This is a genomic window from Arthrospiribacter ruber, assembly GCF_019343195.1.
GTDB classification, from domain to species: domain Bacteria; phylum Bacteroidota; class Bacteroidia; order Cytophagales; family Cyclobacteriaceae; genus Arthrospiribacter; species Arthrospiribacter ruber.
In genome coordinates, this window is the sequence record NZ_RPHB01000009.1 from 271,271 (window position 1) to 290,394 (window position 19,124).

Here is a 19,124-nt window from a genome sequence, read left to right on the forward strand (position 1 = left end):
TAGTTTGAAACTACTCCCTTTTATCCTTTCCAATTTGCAATTGGACTATTCAATTAGACGCTAAATTTGAAAGGTAATTCCCGATAAATCGAATTACAAATTCATTTTGATAGAAAGGCGTAGTTACAAACTACGCCTAGTACCAACGCCAAACTTCACCCAGACGGGGCTTCGTATTTCTCATGGCTTTTGCAAATGTTTTCATATCCAACTGATCAAAAGGATCCAGTTCACTTTTTAATTGAATAATCCATTCTTCATATTTCATTCAACAGGCTGGGTTTATGGTACAACAGGGGAAAATCCCCAAATCAGGATAGACCTTACACTATAGTCGAAAAATAAATCTATTTATAAATTGTATTATTCACCTAATAAAAAGTATTAATCAGTGCTAATTATGTTAAAACATGTTCAAAAACAATCAAAATAAGCCTCAAAAGTGAAAATGTGCAGTTTTGGACATGGGAATAGTTAAATATTTCCGAAATTTAAACATGTCAAAGGAAGCCAAACCATACAGGATAAGGCCTTATATATCAGAAGCCTGCGCACTCCTACTCTGCTTGCTCTTTGCCTACACGGGGATCAGCAAGGTCTATGACTGGCAGGGGACCAAAGGGGGATTGTACAACCAGGTTTTCCCGGATTGGATGGCCACGGCATTGCTTTACGGACTGCCTCCGATCGAACTGATTACGGCCGTAATGCTGATCAGCAATCCTTTCAGGAAAACAGGCTTTCTGATTTCCATTATCCTGCTGACTGCCTTCAGTATTTATATAGGCATAGTGATGACAGGCATCTTTGGCCGGATCCCCTGTAGTTGCGGCGGTGTGATCAACAGTCTGGGTTGGGGAGAGCATTTGGTGTTTAACCTTGTGTTTTTGGGGATAGCGGTGATAGGGTATTTAATGGATGAAGGATGAGGGAGGAATTGGAGTGAATAGTGAGTAGTTATTAGTGAATAGTGAATAGTGAATAGTGAATAGTGAAAAACAGGTAGGAAGTAGAAGACTGGTGCTTGAATACTACGACGTCATTCTGATCGCAGAGAAGAATCTCTTCGCTTTCATAAGAAGAGGAAGGAAAAAGTGATTAATGATTAAGTGATATACAATTGAAATCGTAGTGAAAAGGAGATCCTGAGATTTGAAAAGATATTTGTTGAAATACGATAGATATAAAGTTGAAATAAAATTGAAACATGGGTTTGACTAGTATGAAGCGTGGCTTTCTAATTCAAGTGATTGGGGTAGGGATTATTGATGGGCAAGAGAAGAACAATGGGTTTAATTGTGTAATTGATGAATTGATTAACTGAATAAGCTAGGAGTGTCTAGGGGAAAATCCCTAGCGTTTGTCTGACCAATTTCCACCGCGCTTTAGCCGGTGGCTTGGCCTTTGGGGATCAGTCCCCCTCGACTTTAGTCGAAAATCTGCGGAATCAGCGAAATCTGCGGGAGAAATTATTTGAATAATGAACAAGGAATTTCGAATAACGAATAATGAAGTCGTGAATATTCTTGAATCGATTAAAAAAGGAAAGGAGGTAAACAAAAAACAGTCAGAAAAGAACAGAAAGTAAGCTCACCAGGTGACAGGCTTTCACCAGTAGGGGTAAGATAACCGGCCATCCCTCTCCAAAGGTCAATAGGTCTAAAGATCTCAGATCAGAACAGCCGGGATTTCTTTCACAAAATCATATAAAGTTATGAATACTAAATTAAAAATCCTGCTACGCGCAGGAGTATTCTCGTTAGCTGCGGTATTTGCATTTGCATTTACCCAGCCTCAACAAGGGGTCTTGAAAGCCCAGGTAGCTCCCAATCAATGGGAGGAAATCGATGAAACTTCATTGTATGACTGCTCAGGTACTTCTAGCATCTGTACTGCCAGATTTGATGAGTCAGGAAATATGATTGAAGATTCAGACAGACCTGGAGTTTACACTCAGCTTTAATCATTCCTGAATTCTAATTTAAGATACAGGTTAAGTTTCAAAAAGGCAGGGTTTTTGGCCCTGCCCTTTTACTTATCTGGGGTTCTGAGCTATACCACTTAACTGCAGCTCTTCTTCAGGAATAGGATACGCATAACGGAAATCATTTGGCGGTAAATTGAAGACCCCATCAGGAGTATCTCTTGTCAGCGTGACCTGTTCACCTGGAATAACATTGAACCTTTTTAAATCACCCCACCTAATACCCCTTAGCAAAAGCTGTTTCCTTCTCTCAGTCAGTATAGTCTCCAATACATCTTCCACCACATCAACTTCAATTGGTTCATAGGTACCTGAGATAAATCTATTTCTCAATAATGTATTTAATGCGTTCAAAGCATCTTCCGGCTGTCCAAGCCTGGCATGGCATTCAGCTTTGGTCAGATAAACCTCATCTGTGGCAAGCCCGGAAAAAAGCCTTACCAAAAAGGAATATTGCCCACGATAGGCAAAGTGATCTTCTCTGGGAAAGAAAAACAATTGTTTCCTTAAGTCATTTTCATGATACAATTCAACCAAGTCTGGATTTACAGCTGATCCGTTGGAGAAAAAGTAGTAGGTGTAAAATAGGAGTTCACTGTAAAAGATCACCTCATCAAATTCATTGACAAAAGGTCTTGCTGGAGCAGGATTCACATTGTTGTAATCGAGTAAGTCATCTTTCAATAAAAGTGTCAAATCCGCGTATTCCAAAGACTTTTCAAAATTACCCATGTAGAGATATACCCTCGATAGCATTGCCCTTGAGGCTATTTTTGTAGGTCTGGTGATATGAGGTGTATTTTCAGGCAACATTATTTCAGCCTCCTCCAAGTCTTTGAGTATCATTTCAAAGGTATCTTTCAGGTTGCTTCGCTGCACCTCATCAGTAATATTGGGAGTTGATCTTAGGGGAAGTCCCAATATTTCTCCGGCTGTAGCTTCATCATAACCCAGGCAGAATTGCCTTGAAAGAGAGAAATAGGCATATGCCCTATAAAACAGTGCACTTCCCTTCAGTCTGTTAAATTCAGGTGAGGATTTTTCACTTTCCGGTAGGTTCTCAAGTTCAAACAAAACTGTATTGGCAAAAAATATCTGCCGGAAAGGCTGGTCCCAGTCAAGCGCCGATGGAGTTTCATATATCTCGTCGTTCCATATATAGGCGTTTTTCTGTTCAGGACTCAGTGTATTGTAGAGGAAGGGAAGGATAATAACATCATCTGCACTGGCCTCAATGTGGGCACCTTCCTGGTTCATCACCTGTGTGCTGTTGTCAAGAATTGACCAGAGCTCTTCCAAGGTTCTGGGAACGATCAAAGCCTGGTCCGGCTTTTCATTGAGAAAGGATTCACAAGCTGTAAATACTAAGATCAATAAGCTCAAATTGAATATATATCTTGCTTTCATAATTTTTGGAGTTTTAATTATTTAAAAGTCTATCCTTATTCCGGCCGTGAATGACCTCAGGGGCCTCATTGTTCTGAAATCAGGATCAAGGGGATCATTGGAAGCTTTCCAAAGTATCCCGACATTGTTTATATAAGAATACAGTTCAAGCCTTTGGAACGGGAGGCGGCTGTTGTTAAGCTTATCCCAAGCATATGAAATATTTATATCCTGGAACCTGATGTGGTCTCCTCTTTCGACCAGTATTTCCGAGAACATATAGAAATTGTCTCTCTGTAAGTTTCTGGAGGCAGGTACTGATGGCACTTGGGTGATATTTTCATCACCGGGCTGCTGCCATCTCAGGGCATAGTCTCCATGAGCCTGCAGTCCTGTAAGGACTTGGTCATAAAGGACAGACTCTCTTCTGTAATAGTATCCCAGACGGTAGCTGATGTTGAATGAAAAACTCAGTCCGCCGTATGAGAAGGTGTTTCTCCATGCACCGAATGAGACTGGTCTGGTCGGACCGTTGTAGATAAGGGATTCAGGGGTGTTGCTGTTGATGATAGCACCATAATTATCGCTTGATTCACCATCCAGAATTCCTAGTGGGTTTCCGTTATCAGGGTCAAGGCCTGCCCAGGGAAGGCTATACACCGCGAATAATGGTCTTCCAGCCTGTGGTGTAATGATTACTGACTCTCCTGCTCCTGCTCCCTGGGACAGGTAACTGAATGCAGGGGATTCAATCTCATAGTCAGTTACAATTTCATTCACATGGGAATAGAACATATCTGTTCTCCATTTGAAATTCCTGTTAAAGATCCAACTGCCCACCTGTACATCAAGACCTTTGGTGAGGGTACTTGCAAAGTTGCCCCTGAAATTTGGGAAACCTGTACTTGGGGCAAAAGGGCGGGCACCGATCAGATCAAGACCTTCCTTTCTGTACCATTCTACGGATCCTGATAATATCCCGTCTTTTGTTTCAAAATCTGTTGCCAGGTTCAGGATCTTGATTCTTTCCCACTGAAGATCAGGGTTGGCAGCAGTAACAATCACTGCTTCGCGAAGTCCTGTAAAGCGTGCAGTTCCAAATACCCTCGCAGTGGTAAGGGCAGAAACATTATTATCTACATTTCCATTTTCGCCATAAGTAGTCCTAAGTTTCAGGTAAGGTAAAAAACCTGAACTGTAGAAACTCTCTTCATTTATGACCCATGCAAGTCCTGCGGACCATAAAGGAACCCATTTTTGGTTTGTGGCAACCCCAAACAGGTTGGATGCATCTCTTCTGGCACTTGCTGAAAGAATATACCTGTTTTTTATAGTATAGGCTGCATTTGCAAAAGCGGAGAGAAAGTTATCTATCTGTCCTGTTGTCGATGAATTGAAAGGAATCTGGTTTCTGGTAGCGTTATTATGGAACTGTGGTATAAGGCTGACAAAGTCTACAGGATTGTTTGCACCTGTTTCTTTATCATAGCCATAATATCTTGTCTGGTAACGGAGGCTTCTAAAAGATTTGACTTCGTAACCACCCAGTGCAGTCAGTTCATGTCCGTTATCCCATTTTTTGGAATAATTCATTTGAAATCTGATGTTATGGCTGTTTGAAGCTCTGTTAGCAAAGTCAAGGATTCCTCCCAAAGGAACGGGGTAAATGAGGTCTCCAGTTTCTGAAACCTGAGTAAACCTATTGATCAGGTCTCTGGCCCTATTGCTCTGTAATGGAGCAAAATTATCGGTTTTGGTACCATTTGACCAAAATTGATACATAAGTGAAGCTTTTAAATTGTTATGAATTCTGTAGCTGATATCTGTATTGAGGCGGATGTCATCCGAAACAGTCCTGTTGTCAATCAACCTGATTTCAGATAGCGGTGTCATGTCCCAGGGCAGTAGGCCCAGAGCTTCGGCATCCCTTTTAAACGGTTCTCTGATCCCATTGGTCAGTGATAGGTGGTTTCCGTTTTCATCCATCAGACGACCATAGGGGTATGGCCTGAGTGAGGACGGTGTCATACTGAATGCATTGGGCCCCTGGTTATTTGTGGTTCTGTTTGTTCTGGTAAAATATATTCCTGTTCCGATATGGATTTTATCATTGGCCAACCTGAAATTCTGTCCTCCATTCAGGGTCCATCTCGAAAACTCGTTGCCTACAAGTCCTTCACTGTTGTGGTCAAGTCCCATGGAAAGGAAATAATTTTGTTTGCCGGACCCTCCGCTGATATTGACAGCATGTTGCTGGAAGATACTCTCTCTGTACAGATGTTCTCTTATATCGTTTCTGATATCCTGAGACCTGAGCAATGCAAGCCTTTGGTTAGCCTCAGCTTCACTGATCAGACCATCTCTTTGCCGGATCATGATTTCCACTGCGGGAGTAAGGGGAGCTCTTGAGGGAGAGTTTTCCTGGGAAAGATAAAAACCCGTCTCAAATAGCCTTGATTCATTGTCCAGGAAATCAGAGGTGCTCATCAAAGGCTGATAAAAAGGATCCGGCCTCTGAATCACATTGATATTTGAATTCAGGCTTACTTTGAGTTCCTTTCCGAAATCACCTTTTTTGGTGGTAATGACAATTACCCCGTTCCCTGCTCTTGCTCCCCAGATAGAGGAAGCGGCCGCATCTCTGAGCACGGTTATGCTTTCCACATCATTGGGATTGATATTTTCTATCTGTCCGTCATAGGGGAAATTATCGATGATGATCAAGGGTTGGGCATTGGAGAAAATGGTACTCCTTCCCCTGATACTGATCCTGTCGGCGGGAGACCCTGATCTATTGAATATCAGTCCTGGGGTAATGTCTTCCAGGCGTTCAAGAATATTGGTGGAAATCCTTCTGTTCAGCAATTGATTGTCAACCTGCATGAATGAGCCTGTGGCCCTTTCTTTGGGTAGTTTTTCAAAGCCTGTAGAGACAATTTCGACTTCTGAGAGGTCCATGTCTCTGTTTTCAAGAAATATCTCCAGGGCTTCTTCACTTGGGACCTTGATGCCCATCTGTACAGGTTCAAAACCTATAAAGCTGACCATTACGGCGTACTCTCCTGGGGGAAGGTTAAATGAAAACTTTCCTTCTTGGTCCGTGACTGTACCGTAAGAAGTGTCGGAGATCAATACAGTAGCACCCGGTAGGACCGAGTTATCTTCTTTGAGATATACAGTCCCTGTAATCAAGAAGGACTCTCCTTGCTGTGCCCAGAGAAATGAAGAGAGCAGGGTGAGGATTGATAAGAGTAATAGTTTTTTCATTTGATTTGGGGGTTAGTGGATAATATGGTCAGGGTTATCTTTTGGGGCCATGAAATCTTCAAGTCTCCTTATGATTTCTTCAGCGGTGTGGTTGAATCCGGAAACTGCTGCAATATTGCCTTGGGGATCAATCAGCATCTGGCTGGGAAATCCTATCAGGTTGTAGTATGAAAAGAAAGGGTGTTGGACTCCCTTATCTTTTGAGTAGAGGTTCAGGATGTTGGTATCTGAATAGTTTTTGCTTTCCAATGATGAATGCCAGATATTTTTGGTACGGTCTGCTGAAACAGATACTATTCTGAGGTCTTTGGAATCCGAAAAGTATTCAGCTACGGGCTTTATGCTTTTATTGTAATAAGAAGAGGAAGCATTGCAGCCGTCGAAATAGGTATAGATGAAAAGGTATTGTCCTTTCAGTTGATCGAGGCTGATGTTCTCACCTGATTCCCCGGTGAATTCAAAATGTCTTACAGGCACCCCTGTTTTGGTTTTTTCAAGTAGTCTATTGACCTCTTCTTTTGCAGGACCTTGATTTATAGATGAGGCTATATCCCTTAATCTATTATCTGTACTGATACCCCTCCGGTATTCCAGAAAGATTGTAGATGCCAGGAGCTGGTCTCTGAGTTCGTCTTTGAAATTGCCGGTGATATGCCCAACAGTATTTCGGGAAGGGTAAGCTCCTTCGGTGATCTTTAAAAGTTCGGAAATTGAAGTAAGATAAGGGTGGAAATCACCTGATTCCATTTCATTTCCCTTGGAAGTTAAGTCAGGAATAAATTCATTTTCAATAAATTCCAATGCACTTGAATAAGTAGTGCTGTCCTGCAATTTTGTTGAATACCTGAGGATAGTCCCCAAACTTTTGGCATATAGGGTCAGTCTTCCATCCACCAATTTGTTCCTGATGGCATTTTTCACTTGAGGGTTTATCTCATTGTTTTCATTGAGCAATGAAAGCATGAGATCCAATTCCTTCATGGACTTGATTTTACCGATCAGCTCTTCCAACATTAGCGGAGGGTCGATTATTTCAATATTCACCTTCCTTCCAAAGTTGTTTTTTTGTATGTTTTGAAAATCCTCATAGCTGTTCCCATTTCTTAACATGGACTCCAGTCTATAGGTATGGATATTAACCGGAGAATTGAAAAACAGCCTGTTTTGGAGGTTTTGAAGCTCATTTTGAAGGTTGAAATGTGATTGGGCAGGTCCGCCAAATACCAGTTGACCTGAGTATTCATCAAAGTACAGTTGAATGCTGTCTCCGGGAAAAACGAGGAAATCATTTATCAGCATCTTGTAACCCAATGATAGTGTCAGCCTTCCCGGTTGGGAAATAGAGTCTGAAGTCCAGTTGAATACAGTGCTCCCATAGGTTCCCTGATGCAAGGTTCCATCAGTCAGTTTTATCAGCTCAGTCAAAGGTGCAGGGGCACCGCTCTGAACATTCATGGGGTTTTCCCAAAATTCAAGGTTGACTTCGGTGGAAGGCTCTACGGTCCGAATCTGACCGAAGATGGTGATCGGCAGATCAGGCTGATCTGTTTGGCGGCTAAAAGCCACTTCACATAGGCATAAAAAAGCCAATAGAAGGAAGAAGCTGTGGCATATTAGAATTGAATATTTCATGTGTATATAATTTGTTTTTCAATGGTCATCCAGATAAGCCAGGACTGGCTATGGAACCTCGGAATTTTAATCATCCCTTTGTTTTAGGTTCTCCTCATGCCGGAATCCATATGGTTTTATTAAATCTCAATGGGGATAAAAAAAGGAGGCCGGAATCCATGTTATCAACTAAATCTCCGGCCCGGAAGCAAAGCTTCCCTCCCGGCGCAGTACCGTCACCTTATGTGAATCCGCTAGCTACATTTGGGTTCATTGATCAAATCACCTTATGAGGAGTGAAATCCGGGAGCCTTAAATGGATAATTGCTAATCATCGGCATCAGCGAAATTCCTTCGGCTTGATATAAGAAGGCACACAGACGTGCCTGCTGCCGTCTTTGAGGGAGAGGTTTCTGTAAGCCAGTCCCTTGATGCGGACTTTGGCTGAGCGGAAGGAGATTATGAGTAATCTTTCCCGGATCAGGTCAATGGCAGTATCTAAAATCTGGCCTTTACAGCGCGGAAATGTCCGTTGGTGTACGTCATCCTGATCCGGAGCTTGCGGAGGTGAAAGCCTGTCCCGCAGAATTGCGGGGGATCTACCTACTCCCAATGGAAGGAGACTCTTCGCTTTACTCAGAGTGACGGCCCCTACAATTCTGTCAATGGTAGCCCGCACAGTAACTGCCAGAGATGCCAGCCAGAGCACGGCATTTAGGCTTCGGGGGTACTTGGCTCCGAGCGAAGTTACCGCCCGGAGGCGGACATAGGCAGGACAGGATTCCTGAGGGTAGAACACATTGTATAGGGTCTTTTTGATCAACCGGATCGGTGAAAAAGCCCTCCGTACGGGAGAGGGCGGGGAGTCCTCCCCTGCCCTTTTCCCTTTGGGGTGAGTCACAACTCCCTTGCGGATGCCATAAGATTTGCTTCGGTATAGGCATAGGAATGCCAGGTAGCAGTTTTTGAGGTAAAGTGCCATTGTTGATTGAAGATTTAAGATTGTAGATTGTAGATTTAAGATTGAGACACGAGAGTCGAGAATCGAGAGACAAGAGAATTCCATTAAGCAGGTTTTTGACCTACTTTTAGGAGAGAAGAGATTGCAGTAGACCTTTACAACAGGCCAATCCATTATGGTCTAAGAGCCATTGTCTATGATCTAGAATATAGACTCCAGCATCTCAAACCTGTCTTTTGTCTCATGTTCCCGATATTCAGGACAGGCTTCACGTCATACTCCAAGACTTATTCCCATCGCCTATCAACTAGTACAATAGACTCACAGACCTGTCTTGGTTCTTGTCTCTTGATTCTTGTATCTCACAAGTGGGCCTAAAAGAATGTCTTTGGCGTTTGGAGGTTTCGTATGCCCACCTGGTAGGAAAATCGGTTTGTCAAACCGGGGATTTGATGATGTTACGTTGGATCTCTTTAAGAGAGATGATTCTACCGATCTGATAAGGGGAAGTGCAAGCGGTACCCTCCACCCTGCTTGCCAGGGAGTGCGCTGGTCGCGCAAAAAGACCGATGTGTGAAATGCTCGCTTTCATGGTTTATCATATAAAAACGAGTCTGGTTCAGGTCGAAAAAAGAACACTATAGCGTGGGCTTCTATCAACCGCATCGCAAGGTTCCGACGCCCCATGAAACGGTTATCGATAGGCTGCCCACAGCTATAGCTTTGCAAATATAACAAAAGCTAGCTATGAGCATGTACCTACCGTCTCGTTCATGATTACAATGGTCGGATTTTGCGATCGAGACTCTTTATGTACATGTATCAAAATGAATCGAACATGCATAGATGTCAATTCTTAAACTTGATGTCTTAAATATCATAGCAACAAATCAAAAAAACAAGAAAAAGTTTACTTTTTATAGTAAACTTTTGAATCCCTTAGGGGATGGGAAAAATTAAACCATTAAAATCTCATCAAAAAAGAGAGCGGCTATTGAAGTTGATAGAAATAACAGGGTTGACTTTTTTGGGCTTCGAGGTTCTTTTAGGCTATAAAAGTGAAGGAAAATATATCCATCAAATAAAGAACAATCATAAAGAGGTGTCTAACCTAATGATTAAAAAAATTCAGCGGGCCTTTAATATTTCAGAGGAGTTATTTCATGACATATCCATTGAATTTGATGAAGATGAAATTCAAAGTCAGGTATTAAAATTAAAAAATGAAAATACCAACAGTTCTTCTTATTTCAAAAAAGAGGATGAGGTTTTAGTGGTAGTCAAGAAATTGATTAAATCAGGTTTTTTTGAAAGTGAAAAATCAGGAAAGGAAATACTTAGAAAGTTCCAAGAAATTGGGTATTCATATTCAAGTGAATACCTCTCTGGCAAATTGGTCAATCTCGTTAAAGGTGGTGTGCTAAAAGCACAAAAAAGGAGAATAATTCTTAAAAATGGAGAGCTCGGAAGTAAGAGGGTGAATTATTACCGGTATTAGGAACATAGATTATTCTACTAAAATACCCTGCACAGGGTATTTTTTTGGCGTGGGAAAATGGGTAGGTTTGGGTTTAATTAAAAAGTTTTCGCAGCATATCCTGCTGTTTATTCCATATGGCATAAATAGCACAAGCGATGCGGGAAGAGAACCATTAGCGGTAATTGTGGCTGAGCGTCTTGGATAACCACAGAAATATGACAAAAAATGAATGATACTATTATTGAAATAAAACCATTCTTGCGTTGGGCAGGAGGAAAAACTTGGTTAACGAAAGAAGTTGAAAAATTTATTCCAAACAATTTCAACAATTATTTTGAACCCTTTCTTGGAGGAGGATCTATATTCATTCATCTGAAAACCGTTGAAAAGATTGAAAAGAAAGCTTATTTATCAGATATAAACTCTGAGTTAATAAATGCTTATCAAGTTTTAAAATCAAAACCTGTCCAATTAATCTCTTCATTATCAAAGCACCAAAACAATGAAGCATATTATTACAATCTAAGATCAAGAGATGTAATTGACCCCGTGGAACGCGCTTCGAAGTTTATATTTTTAAATCGGACATCTTTTAACGGTATTTATAGAGAAAATATGCAGGGTGAGTACAATGTCCCTTATGGATTCAAGCAATATAAAACTTTATTTGATACGGATAATTTGATTAATTTAAGTTGTGCATTTAAGAGTTCCTTTTTTTCTCATGGTGATTTCAAAAAAATAGCAAATAAAATAAAGCAAAATGATCTTGTGTTTATAGATCCACCATATACAGTTGCTCATGGTAATAATGGTTTTATAAAATACAATCAGAAAATATTTAGTTGGAAGGATCAAGTTAGGTTGAGTAAATTCATAGAGTTTTTAATAGAAAGAGGAGCATATTATATTATGACGAATGCACATCATGAAAGTATTATTGACCTTTTTGGGGATTACGGAGACATCACCATTTTAAGCAGAGCGAGTGTTGTAGGTGGAAAAAAGGCGAAGCGTACTAAATATGAAGAAATAATTTTATCAAATATAAGCTAAAAGATATGATTACAAGTGAATATTTAAAATATCATAGTATTTCTCTTCAAAATACTTTATTTATAGTAGTATTTACTATATTACCATTAGCTTTTGGGATACTTTCAAATGTCTTGTTTACAAGTTATAAAGGACTTTCCGAATACTACCTGAAAGGTGAATTTTTTCTTTACAGTGTTTCATTAATATCTTCAACCTATATTGGCTATAATAGTGTCAAAGGAAATAGGAATGCATTTGAAGGCTGGATAAATAAGACACTGTTAATAATTTTAGTTTTAGTTTCTGCATGTTACGCTTTTATAATTTCAAGCACAAATGACCCAAGGCCTGAGGTTGTAAAAGTTCTATCCTTCTCAGGTTTCTTTCTATCAATACCTCTTTTTTATTATTCACAATTTTTGGTAAACAAAAAATCACCTGATATAGGTGATTATAGAAAAGAAGAACAGAAAAATATTAAAAAGAGATTAGGTTAATTATGGAAATTATAGATAAACAATACGTTGAATTTCAGTGCCTAGAAGCAGAGCAACCAATAGGAAATATGTATATTGGAATCCTTGATAGTGATGTGCTTGAATACATTTCCTATGCTGATGTTCGCAGGATTGAATTAGGTAAAGATAATAGAGATGTAGAAGATTATATTGGTATTCAGAGAGAGCTTAATCCAAATCGAGAAAAAGAAATTGGGAAATATGTCAATTTGATTGATGCAACTTTTCCAAATAGTATTATCCTTGCGATTTCATCTGACTATGCTGAGTACAATCCAGATACAAAAATGATGAAAATTCTTTACAAAGATGATATTGCAAAAGTTTTAGACGGGCAGCATAGAATTGCAGGTTTAAGGCATTATGAAAAGGAAGCCAGAACATTTCAGTGCATTGTTACCATTTATATTGATATGGAATTGGAAGATCAGGCAATCGTTTTTGCAACTATCAACAAAGAACAAAAAAACGTAAGTAATTCTTTAGTTGCTGATTTATATTCTTTTGCTGAGAGTAGAAGCCCTCAAAAATCAGCGCATAATATAGTTAGAGCTTTAAACGCAAAAGAAGGAAGCCCTTTTTATAAGCGAATTAAAATTCTGGGTAATGCAAGGAATAAAGAACTTGAAACCATAACTCAAGATACATTTGTGAAAAACATTATAAATTATATATCTAAAGATCCTCAATCTGATAGGGATTTTTATAAAAGACATAAATCTAAAAAACTCGAATATGTGAGAGGTAATGAACTTAATAGATATTTTCTTAGAAATATTTTTATCGATGATACCGAAGATTACATAATTGCACAAATAATTTGGAACTTTTTCCATGCTGTTCAAAATAAATGGCCAAACGCTTGGAATGAAATCACACCAAACATAATCTTAAATAGGTCTACAGGTTTTATAGCTTTAATGAGATTTTTTAAACATGCATATTTAAGTTTTAATAAAATAGGAGAAATCATAACTAAAGAGCAGTTTGCAGAAATATTTGATAAAATTGACATAAAGGAAGAGGACTTAAATAAAGAAAAATATGTTCCCGGATCTTCTGGTCAAGGACAACTTTATAGAGATTTGATTGAGAAGAGTGGTCTTCAATAGCAACGTACTACCAACCTTTAGTGGCAATTCCCCCTACTTTTAAAAACTTGATTTCATATTCAATCGCTTTAAAAATTGCATTCAATGAAAAAGTTTGTTGTACTTAACCTTGCGCTAGTCAGAATATTAGAACGACATTGCAACAACCAAAATGACAACTGAAAAATGAAAATATATCTTTCGACAAACTACAGAAATTTGAATCCAGTGCGAGAAGCATTGGAAATGATTTCTGGCAGATTAAATATTGAACTTTATCAAGCTGACTATTTTAATATTGAAGAACAGATTGTTCCACAAATCATAGAGACCATTAAAAAATCAGATGTAGTAGTTGCCGACATTTCAAATGAAAATCCCAATATCTATTATGAAGTAGGTATTGCTCATTCAATGGGCAAACCAGTAATCTTAGTAAGCCAGACAAATAACTTCAATAGATTTTCTTTACTCTCATATCGGTTTTACAATTATGACATTGACACAAAAGGAATTAAGAACCTATCATTTAGACTTGAACAAATTTTATCAGACAACAATGAATTAAATCAACTCAAACCTCAAACGAGAAAAAAACATATTTTAGATTTTCAGGAATTCACTAATAATAACAGATTAGATGAAATCTTAAATTTAAATGGAGTTGCAAAATTTTATGAACTTGAAAATTGGATATTTACTTTACTCAAAGAAATTCCAGGATTTGAAGTTCAGTATAATGAACAAAGAAGCGGAAAGGAATACGATTTTATAGTTTGGAATTCTAACGAATCGGAAGAATTGAAAGGATTGGGCAACCCTATCCCTATTGAAGTTAAAGCATCAAAATATGTTGAGAACAACTTAATCCATTCGCTTATAAGTAAGGCAAGTTCACAAGGGTTTAAGTCATTTATTCTTATTACGACAGCAAACCTCACAGAAGGAAATAAAAAATTAATAAGAGATTTAAAAGCACACTCTGGCATAGCAATTCTTGTCGTTGACAAGGAAGATTTAAGCAGTATTAATTCTTCAAAGGATTTAATTAAAGCTTTAATCAAATCATTTAGAAAATTTTTTATCTACTAAGCAATGTTTGACCTTCCAACATATCAAGGTTTACTTGCTGCTGTAGATGCAGCTGTAACAACGACACAAAAAGGTGACAGATTTGAAGAACTATGTGCTTATTTGTTTAATAATTTAGCTGGCGTAAGCATTGAAGGAAGAGACGCAGTTATGGCTGCTGAAGAAATTGACATTGTTCTGTGGAATGCACAAACAGAAGAAGTATTAAGACCATTTGACAATACAATACTAGTAGAATGCAAGAACTGGTCAAGCCCAGTTGGCGCACCTTCTTTTGACAGTTTTATTTCAAAAGTTAGACGAAGAACATTGAAAACAGGAATATTCATTGCAGCCAATGGCGTAACGGGCGATTTTTTAAATAGTAATAACGGAAGTGGAGCAATTGATTTGATTAAAGCAGCACTTGGTGAAGGGATAAGAGTAATTATAATCAATAGGGCGGACTTAGATGCTATTACAACTATTGACGATTTCCGAACTTTGATTAAAAAAAGATACTGTGGACTATTTATTCACAAACCATTCAATAACTAGAAATACGGCTGCTAACATATAAGGGCTAAACCGAAGTGGAGCGCAGCGGAATTTCGGAATTAGCCCCTGTTGACAGAAGTGTAGCGGGGTTGAGAGGAGATTTAGCTATGGGGATTAAAAGTTTGGAGTCATTCCTGATGGTTGACAGCCTAGCCAACCGTTAAGTTGACACGATATTCCTTTCACACCACCGTACATATGAGTTCAAATACAATATCGAAGTCAGGCCGTTACTCACGCGCCTAGAAGATGCCGTAATTCGTCAGTAAAGGCATCTCACCCGTTGGAACGATTAACTTTTTGACCTATATTCACCATTGAAGGCACTCACCACATTGCAATGGATAACAGCCTGACTACTGCTGGAGGGCAGTAGGTTCACGGTAATTTGAAAGTTTAATATCTTTAAATTAGGAGTAAATTTGAAGTGAACGGCGCCAAATGCCAGCTGTCTCCAAGATGAGTCAGGTTGGGCCTTATGAAGAACAAAATATCATGTCATATCAAGCAAATGTTTACCAAGTTATAATTGCTTCTCCAGGAGACGTATCCAGAGAAAGACAACTTGCAAGAGAAATTGTGTATGAGTGGAACAGTATAAATTCACTTGACAAAAGGATATGTCTCTTGCCAGTCGGATGGGAGCATAACTCGAGTCCAGAAATGGGTGGAAGAGCTCAAGAGTTTATTAACAAGCAAGTCCTTGAAAATAGTGATTTACTTATAGGAATTTTTTGGACAAGAATAGGAAGCTCAACTGGTGATTCTGTCAGTGGTTCTGTTGAAGAAATTGAAAAGCATGTCGAATCTGGCAAGCCAGCAATGCTCTATTTTTCGAATACCCCTGTTAGACCGGACAGCATTGATCAGAAGCAATACGAAGAATTAAAAAAATTTAAAAACGGCTGTTATGAAAAAGGTTTAGTTGAAATTTTTGACTCTATAGACGATTTAAGACAAAAGCTAACTAGACAACTCTCTTTAAAGATTATTCAAAACAATTACTTTCAAGTTGTTAAATCTAATGATAAACAAGACTCCTTAAACACAAAAAAAATTGATGAAATAAGCCAACTTGATTTAACTGAAGAATCTAAAGAACTGATAATCGAAGCCTCAAATGATCCAAGTGGCACTGTAATGAAAATAGCATACAAGGGCGGTTTTGATATTCAATCGAATGGCAAAAGGTTAAATTTGGATTTTGAACCACGAACGAGAGCCACTTGGCAAGCTGTAATTGAAAACCTAATTATGAATGATATTTTAGAGGAACGTGGATATAAAGGAGAAGTGTTTGCTTTAACGTTATATGGTTATAAAATTGCGGATAAACTTAAAGAAAAATAACGAACACCGAATCGAGGTACTGACTTAAATTCCAAGTAATTTTCAAAGGGTTTTATTAAATTTACAATAGCGAAAAGAGGGCTTCAGGCCATTCGTTGTACGGAAGTTCATCTTCTGTAGGACTGGTTTTCTCCCACCCCACCAACTTGGTGAATGCTTAAAAGATCTGACTTTGGCTTTCCAGGATCATTCCAGGGTTTTTCTTTTTCTGGATTTGATAAATTCCCTCCCCCATTGAGAGCCAAAGGATCCAGAATATTTCCCTTCCTATTTAAGGGGTCAATATCATCCGGAATTTCATTTGAAATAAAAAACCCGTTAACAACCTTGATTTTTGGTAGATAAAATTTATTTTTAATAGTGAATGATTCGTCCCTGTAAAATCGTGAGAATTATTTTGAAATAAAAAAGTTGAGTACCCCACCTAAAATTAAAAGTTGCAGTAGTTTGAATTACCCTCAAAGAACTCCTTCCGGGGAGTTCTTTTTATTGAAAGGGACTGGTAAAATTACCCTGTACAGGGTATTTTATTGGTGGGAGGGGGAATGGTAGGTTTGATAATTGGGTGATTTCGACTATAATAAATTAAATCAAACTTAATTATAAAGCTTTCCTTTGTTAAGAAAGCAAGTAAAATGTTATGCACTACTTAAGAACAAAACAACATGAGAGGAATAACAATATCAAATTATTTAGTGACAGGTGACCCAGAAGGGGTGATTTTTGCTTACATGTCAAACTGGACAGGGCAAGCAATTAAAATCCCAAGAAACCTATTTCCAACAACAAAGGACTTTAATGAATTAAAAAGACCTGGAATATATTTCCTACTGGGACAAGATGAAGAAAATCCCGAAGACAAACTCGTATATATTGGAGAAGCAAATAATTTATCAGAAAGAATAATTCAGCATTTGCGAGACAATGACAAATCATTTGCAGAAACAATTATTTGCTTTAGTTCAAAAGATGAAAATTTAACAGTTTCACACACTAAATATCTAGAGCATAAAACAATCTCCAGGCTTGGGAATTCAAACGAATACAGATTAATAAATAGAAAAGAAGGATCCTTCATTAATTTGCCCAAAATGGTGCAGGACGAAATGGACACATATTTCGATAACATGAAAATATTATTACCAACATTAGGATATAATCTTCTTCATATTGAAACTAAAGTAATAACGAATGGACTTTCAAATACCGAGAGTTTAAAACTTGAAATCGGAGGTTTTAAAGCTATTGCAAAACTTACTTCCAATGGAATTGAAGTTTTAAAAGGCAGTGATATGAATAGCAAAGAAACTCCCTCTCTTTCGGGAAGCTATTCTAATTTAAGAAAAGTATTAAAGGAAAGGAATATTGTTATTGAAAAAAACTGCAAACTACAATTCATTGACGATTATGAATTTCCCAGTTCTTCAGCTGCAGCTGCAATAATACTTGGATATTCAATTAATGGTAGAACTGCTTGGAAAAATAAATTTGGAAAATCTCTAAAGGACATTGAAGAAGAGAAAATAAGCGGTGCATAATCGAGGTACAGTCTTAAATTCCAAGTAATTTTTAAAGGTTTTATAAAATTTATAATTGCGAAAAGAGGGCTTCAGGCGCTTCGAGGCACCGGATTTCATCTGCTGTAGGACTGGTTTTCTCCGGTCATTAGCTAATAAGGTCTGGCTTTGGATTTCTAGGATCTTTCTGGATTTTACTTTTTTTTTGGGTTTGATAAAATCCACCATTGAGTGCCAGAAGCTTCTGAATCCGGAACATTTTATTGAGTTATTAAGGTGATATTACCCTGTACATGGTATTTTAAAGGAATGGGAAAATGGGGAGGTTTGGTGATGGGAAGTTTCAATAAAATCGTTGATGGCATGCCATTTCAGAATGGAATAAATTGTATTTAGGAAGGATATGATGCAAGACAGATAAACATCCATAGGTGTGGCCCGGCTTAGTCCAACTATGTTTTAAACGTAATCTTGGAATGTCAATTATAATAGTTATTTTTTTGGGTAGATTGCATCTAAAACACTTTACGTTAGTCAGAACTTTATGAAAAACTGGACGATTGACAATCAATCACATTTAGACACCGGTATCGCTGGTTATATTGAAAATATTTTCACTTTGACAGCGAATCATATCTTTGACAAACTGGGAACTCCTCCATTGGGCGTAAAACCAATTTCATTAAAGTATGACTGTACTCATGGACCAATTGTATATTGGCCGCTCCAGCCTGACAAATATGAAATTGGAATCTGTGTTGATGGTATATTTCCGCATCAAATAATTTTTCAAATGGCTCATGAATTATGTCATATTTATGTTGATCCAAGAATGAATGGAGTTTTTACAGAAATAGTTTGCCACAAGACAGCTTTCGATGTTCTTGAAGATATTGGAGTTACATTAACTCAGACAGGTCAACAAGCCGTTGACCATTATTTGGAAGATGCGAAAGTAAAAGCTGAAAAAAAGAAATCTTTATCACTAAATTCAATTGACTTGGAGTGGATTAAGCAAACCATTTCTTGCTTGGAACACACGAATACACTTTTTGATAGAGAAATCAATAACTTAATTTCTCTTAAATTAAAAGAGGTTATAGACCCAATTGACAAGTATGGATTAATAAAGCATGTGAAGAACTCTGTTGACAATCCTCCGAACTGGATCTGCTACATTTGATTGGACATTAAGTTAAGCTCGATTAACTTAGTAGATATGGAAAAGAAAAAAAGAAGGTCATTCGATAAATCCTTCAAGTTAATGGTTGTTGAATTATACCGTAATGGAA

The 19,124-nt window shown here is 38.1% G+C and carries 17 protein-coding genes; 12 read left to right on the plus strand and 5 right to left on the minus strand.

The window, feature by feature from the left end:
* Positions 1–136 precede the first annotated feature (136 nt).
* Positions 137–268 carry a hypothetical protein gene (locus EGN73_RS22715; protein WP_281422303.1) on the minus strand — a complete coding sequence of 44 codons (132 nt, stop codon included), beginning with the start codon at positions 266–268 and terminating at the stop codon, positions 137–139.
* Between the two features lie 229 nt (positions 269–497).
* Between EGN73_RS22715 and EGN73_RS18745 the strand changes: the two genes are divergently transcribed.
* Both EGN73_RS18745 and EGN73_RS18750 read left to right on the plus strand, forming a co-directional pair.
* A complete protein-coding gene (locus tag EGN73_RS18745; protein WP_219293189.1) occupies positions 498–929 on the plus strand; it encodes a MauE/DoxX family redox-associated membrane protein in 432 nt (143 codons plus the stop codon).
* A 785-nt stretch (positions 930–1,714) separates the two neighbouring features.
* The gene (locus tag EGN73_RS18750) at positions 1,715–1,963 is read left to right on the plus strand and encodes a DUF6520 family protein (RefSeq protein ID WP_219293190.1); all 249 of its coding nucleotides are present in this window, start codon (positions 1,715–1,717) and stop codon (positions 1,961–1,963) included.
* A 72-nt stretch (positions 1,964–2,035) separates the two neighbouring features.
* On the opposite strand, the gene EGN73_RS18755 is transcribed toward EGN73_RS18750, so the two are convergent.
* From EGN73_RS18755 to EGN73_RS18770, 4 genes are all read right to left on the minus strand, one after another.
* Positions 2,036–3,391, minus strand: a complete 1,356-nt coding sequence (locus tag EGN73_RS18755) for a RagB/SusD family nutrient uptake outer membrane protein (RefSeq protein ID WP_219293191.1) — start codon at positions 3,389–3,391, stop codon at positions 2,036–2,038.
* A gap of 21 nt (positions 3,392–3,412) precedes the next feature.
* The gene (locus tag EGN73_RS18760; protein WP_219293193.1) at positions 3,413–6,637 is read right to left on the minus strand and encodes a SusC/RagA family TonB-linked outer membrane protein; all 3,225 of its coding nucleotides are present in this window, start codon (positions 6,635–6,637) and stop codon (positions 3,413–3,415) included.
* A gap of 12 nt (positions 6,638–6,649) precedes the next feature.
* Positions 6,650–8,269, minus strand: a complete 1,620-nt coding sequence (locus EGN73_RS18765) for a TlpA family protein disulfide reductase (RefSeq protein ID WP_219293194.1) — start codon at positions 8,267–8,269, stop codon at positions 6,650–6,652.
* A 319-nt stretch (positions 8,270–8,588) separates the two neighbouring features.
* Positions 8,589–9,047, minus strand: coding sequence for a hypothetical protein (locus tag EGN73_RS18770; RefSeq protein WP_219293196.1), 459 nt, complete (start codon positions 9,045–9,047; stop codon positions 8,589–8,591).
* A 1,108-nt stretch (positions 9,048–10,155) separates the two neighbouring features.
* Between EGN73_RS18770 and EGN73_RS18775 the strand changes: the two genes are divergently transcribed.
* The 10 genes from EGN73_RS18775 to EGN73_RS22865 all read left to right on the plus strand — a co-directional run.
* Entirely contained in the window at positions 10,156–10,707 is a 552-nt protein-coding gene (locus EGN73_RS18775; RefSeq protein WP_219293198.1) for a hypothetical protein, read from the plus strand.
* Positions 10,708–10,914: 207 nt separating this feature from the next.
* Entirely contained in the window at positions 10,915–11,745 is an 831-nt protein-coding gene (locus EGN73_RS18780; protein WP_219293200.1) for a DNA adenine methylase, read from the plus strand.
* A 5-nt stretch (positions 11,746–11,750) separates the two neighbouring features.
* The gene (locus EGN73_RS18785; protein ID WP_219293203.1) at positions 11,751–12,224 is read left to right on the plus strand and encodes a hypothetical protein; all 474 of its coding nucleotides are present in this window, start codon (positions 11,751–11,753) and stop codon (positions 12,222–12,224) included.
* 2 nt (positions 12,225–12,226) lie between these two features.
* Positions 12,227–13,357, plus strand: a complete 1,131-nt coding sequence (locus EGN73_RS18790; RefSeq protein WP_246611661.1) for a DGQHR domain-containing protein — start codon at positions 12,227–12,229, stop codon at positions 13,355–13,357.
* 165 nt (positions 13,358–13,522) lie between these two features.
* The gene (locus tag EGN73_RS18795; RefSeq protein WP_219293205.1) at positions 13,523–14,428 is read left to right on the plus strand and encodes a restriction endonuclease; all 906 of its coding nucleotides are present in this window, start codon (positions 13,523–13,525) and stop codon (positions 14,426–14,428) included.
* A gap of 3 nt (positions 14,429–14,431) precedes the next feature.
* Positions 14,432–14,965, plus strand: coding sequence for a restriction endonuclease (locus EGN73_RS18800; protein ID WP_219293207.1), 534 nt, complete (start codon positions 14,432–14,434; stop codon positions 14,963–14,965).
* A 495-nt stretch (positions 14,966–15,460) separates the two neighbouring features.
* Complete coding sequence (locus EGN73_RS18805; RefSeq protein WP_219293209.1) at positions 15,461–16,315, plus strand: DUF4062 domain-containing protein; 855 nt, start codon at positions 15,461–15,463, stop codon at positions 16,313–16,315.
* A 665-nt stretch (positions 16,316–16,980) separates the two neighbouring features.
* A complete protein-coding gene (locus EGN73_RS18810) occupies positions 16,981–17,853 on the plus strand; it encodes a GIY-YIG nuclease family protein (protein WP_219293211.1) in 873 nt (290 codons plus the stop codon).
* Between the two features lie 523 nt (positions 17,854–18,376).
* Positions 18,377–19,015 carry a hypothetical protein gene (locus EGN73_RS18815; protein WP_219293213.1) on the plus strand — a complete coding sequence of 213 codons (639 nt, stop codon included), beginning with the start codon at positions 18,377–18,379 and terminating at the stop codon, positions 19,013–19,015.
* A 36-nt stretch (positions 19,016–19,051) separates the two neighbouring features.
* Positions 19,052–19,124 (plus strand): hypothetical protein (locus EGN73_RS22865; RefSeq protein WP_425515029.1); only part of this gene is annotated, 73 nt, incomplete at its 3' end.

Bases quoted from the DNA above. Each gene is read 5' to 3' on its own strand.
- EGN73_RS22715 (WP_281422303.1), bottom strand. From the start codon at position 268: ATGAAATATGAAGAATGGATTATTCAATTAAAAAGTGAACTGGATCCT.
- EGN73_RS18745 (WP_219293189.1), top strand. From the start codon at position 498: ATGTCAAAGGAAGCCAAACCATACAGGATAAGGCCTTATATATCAGAA.
- EGN73_RS18750 (WP_219293190.1), top strand. From the start codon at position 1,715: ATGAATACTAAATTAAAAATCCTGCTACGCGCAGGAGTATTCTCGTTA.
- EGN73_RS18755 (WP_219293191.1), bottom strand. From the start codon at position 3,391: ATGAAAGCAAGATATATATTCAATTTGAGCTTATTGATCTTAGTATTT.
- EGN73_RS18760 (WP_219293193.1), bottom strand. From the start codon at position 6,637: ATGAAAAAACTATTACTCTTATCAATCCTCACCCTGCTCTCTTCATTT.
- EGN73_RS18765 (WP_219293194.1), bottom strand. From the start codon at position 8,269: ATGAAATATTCAATTCTAATATGCCACAGCTTCTTCCTTCTATTGGCT.
- EGN73_RS18775 (WP_219293198.1), top strand. From the start codon at position 10,156: ATGGGAAAAATTAAACCATTAAAATCTCATCAAAAAAGAGAGCGGCTA.
- EGN73_RS18780 (WP_219293200.1), top strand. From the start codon at position 10,915: ATGAATGATACTATTATTGAAATAAAACCATTCTTGCGTTGGGCAGGA.
- EGN73_RS18785 (WP_219293203.1), top strand. From the start codon at position 11,751: ATGATTACAAGTGAATATTTAAAATATCATAGTATTTCTCTTCAAAAT.
- EGN73_RS18790 (WP_246611661.1), top strand. From the start codon at position 12,227: ATGGAAATTATAGATAAACAATACGTTGAATTTCAGTGCCTAGAAGCA.
- EGN73_RS18795 (WP_219293205.1), top strand. From the start codon at position 13,523: ATGAAAATATATCTTTCGACAAACTACAGAAATTTGAATCCAGTGCGA.
- EGN73_RS18800 (WP_219293207.1), top strand. From the start codon at position 14,432: ATGTTTGACCTTCCAACATATCAAGGTTTACTTGCTGCTGTAGATGCA.
- EGN73_RS18805 (WP_219293209.1), top strand. From the start codon at position 15,461: ATGTCATATCAAGCAAATGTTTACCAAGTTATAATTGCTTCTCCAGGA.
- EGN73_RS18810 (WP_219293211.1), top strand. From the start codon at position 16,981: ATGAGAGGAATAACAATATCAAATTATTTAGTGACAGGTGACCCAGAA.
- EGN73_RS18815 (WP_219293213.1), top strand. From the start codon at position 18,377: ATGAAAAACTGGACGATTGACAATCAATCACATTTAGACACCGGTATC.